General features: G+C 63.5%; 2 protein-coding genes. One reads left to right on the top strand and one right to left on the bottom strand.

The features are described from left to right. The coding region (locus VIE67_RS02920; RefSeq protein ID WP_332023098.1) for a DNA methyltransferase at positions 1 to 1,910 on the bottom strand (1,910 nt) is incomplete at its 3' end. A 149-nt stretch (positions 1,911 to 2,059) separates the two neighbouring features. Between VIE67_RS02920 and VIE67_RS02915 the strand changes: the two genes are divergently transcribed. Continuing rightward, the coding region (locus tag VIE67_RS02915; RefSeq protein ID WP_332023096.1) for an SRPBCC family protein at positions 2,060 to 2,265 on the top strand (206 nt) is incomplete at its 3' end.

The raw sequence follows: 2,265 nt of genomic DNA, 5'->3' as shown, positions 1-2,265 counted from the left end.
ACGCGGCGATTGAACGTTTGGCGGATCGAGTTGGTGGTAATGAAGCCGAAGCGCTGCAGGGCACCGCGTTGCGTGAGCAGTGCTGCGTGGTGCCACCAATTCATCACCAGATCGGCGGACTCCGCTGCTTCCGGCCACGCGCCGCGCAGGGCCTCGACGTAGCCATCCCCTAAAACAGCCTTCAGCCGCTTAGCTCCAAGAAACGGCGGATTCCCCACCACAAAATCCGCAGCCGGCCACGCAGCCTTGCGCGGATTGACGTAGCGCTCGACAGGCACGCGCGCGCTGTCGTCGGGAATGTCCTCGCCGGTGACGGGCGACTTCTTCATCGTCGTGCCGTCCCAGCGCGTAACTGGCACGCCGCGTTCGTCGGTGACGAACTCAACGCTGTCGTAAGCCAGTACGGCATCGCGGTTTTCGATGTTGCTGAAATCGCGGATCACCGGCTGCGGCGGATTGACGTCGCCGCGTGTGCGGTAGTGCCATTGCAGGTAGCCGATCCATAACACGACTTCGGCGATGGCCGCAGCGCGCGGATTGAGTTCGATGCCGAGCAGCTGGTGCGGATCGACGGTTTCACCACCGAGCGCATCGGCGCGCTCGCTGCCGATGGCGAGGTCGGTCTGGCGGAAGCCGAGTTCGTCGAGCGCGATGAACACTTCGCCTTCAAGACGTTTGAGATGTTCCAGCGTGACGTAGAGGAAATTGCCCGAACCGCAGGCCGGATCGAGTACGCGCACCGTGCACAGGCGATGGTGGAACGCGCGCAGAGTGCTCACCGCCTCGTCGGCCTTGCCTTCGGCGGCGAGCGTGAGCGCAGCGGCATGCGCATCGCTCCATTCGGCGCGCAGCGGTTCGATCACCGTCGGCAGCACCAGGCGTTCGACATAGGCACGCGGCGTGTAATGCGCGCCGAGCTTGTGGCGTTCGTCAGGATCGAGCGCGCGTTCGAGCAAGGTGCCGAAGATCGCGGGTTCGACATGCTCCCAGCGCTTTTTCGCAGCGCCGATCAGCATTTCGATTTGCGCGCGGTCGAGCGGCAGGGTTTGCGGATGCTTGAACAGCTTGCCGTTGAAGCGCAGCACGTCGCTGGCGATGGCCGCAGAAAAACCACCGCCATCCATGTCGCGCCACAATTGCGCGAGCATGCGCATCGCCACGTCGGGCTGATCGACATATTTCGTCAGCAGATCGAGAAAGCTGTCAACCGGCAACAGTTTCACGTCTTCGGCGAACATGGTAAACAGACAACGCATGAGGAATTGCGCAACGGTTTCCGCGTGATGACCCGCCTGTTCCAGACCACGCGCCAACTCGGCGAGCTGAGCGGCGATCTCGCGCGTGACGCGTGCGGACGCGCGCGAGGGATCGAGCGCGAGCGGATCGTTCCAGACGTTGCGCAGGCGTTCGCGAATCCCGACGTCGCGCAGATCGTCCAGCGCGATGCGGTAGCTGCGCGGATCGGGAAACGGCGTGTATGTCGCGCCGGAGCGTGAGAATTCCGAATACAACTCGATGCGATTGCCGACATCGACGACGATCAGGAACGGCGGCCGGCCTTCCTCGGCGGGCAACGCACGTGCGTACTGCTCGGCCTGACTGCGCGCACGCAGCATCGCATCGTCAAAGCCCTTGGTATGCGTGGGCGCCTTGAGCTTTTTCGCTTCGAGAACGAACGCGCCACGACGGTACAGATCGATGCGTCCGGCGGACGTGCTGCCATCGCCATGCGCGAACGTGATCGGGCGCTCGAACATGTACTTCTGTTCGGCGTCCGGGTGCGGCGTTTCCACGCCGAGCAAACGGCACAGATCGCCGGCGAAACTTTGCGCCGTGGATAGTTCAGACGCCTTGACGCCCTTCCATTTGGCGATGAAGTTGTCGGCTGAGTCCTTTTCGATATCGCCCACGCTTATCCCCGAATCCGCAGCGATAGGCTAGCCGATACGACGGCGTTTCGCAGCATCTGCGTGACCAACAAGGCTGAGCCGGCAAGAAGCCTCGAGATGCGTCCATACATGGACTGGACAGCAGGTTCGCGGCCCGACACACTCTCGCCATGAATATCCTGCTGCGCACCGAACGCATCATCAAGGCACCCCCCGAGGCGGTGTTCGCGCTGTCGCTCGACCCGCAGCGATTCCCGCAGGTCTTCACCGGCTTCGGGCCGATTCCGGGCCTGCGCCGGATCACGCTGCATTCGCCGCCGGCCGCGGTCGGCGGCACGCGCGAGCTGGAGGACAACGGTGGCCTCCTGCTCAACGA

Origin of the sequence: Rudaea sp., assembly GCF_036560865.1 — a bacterium.
Lineage (GTDB): Bacteria > Pseudomonadota > Gammaproteobacteria > Xanthomonadales > Rhodanobacteraceae > Rudaea.
The sequence above is the reverse complement of the archived record's forward strand: the minus strand, read 5'-3'. Positions and strand labels throughout refer to the sequence as shown.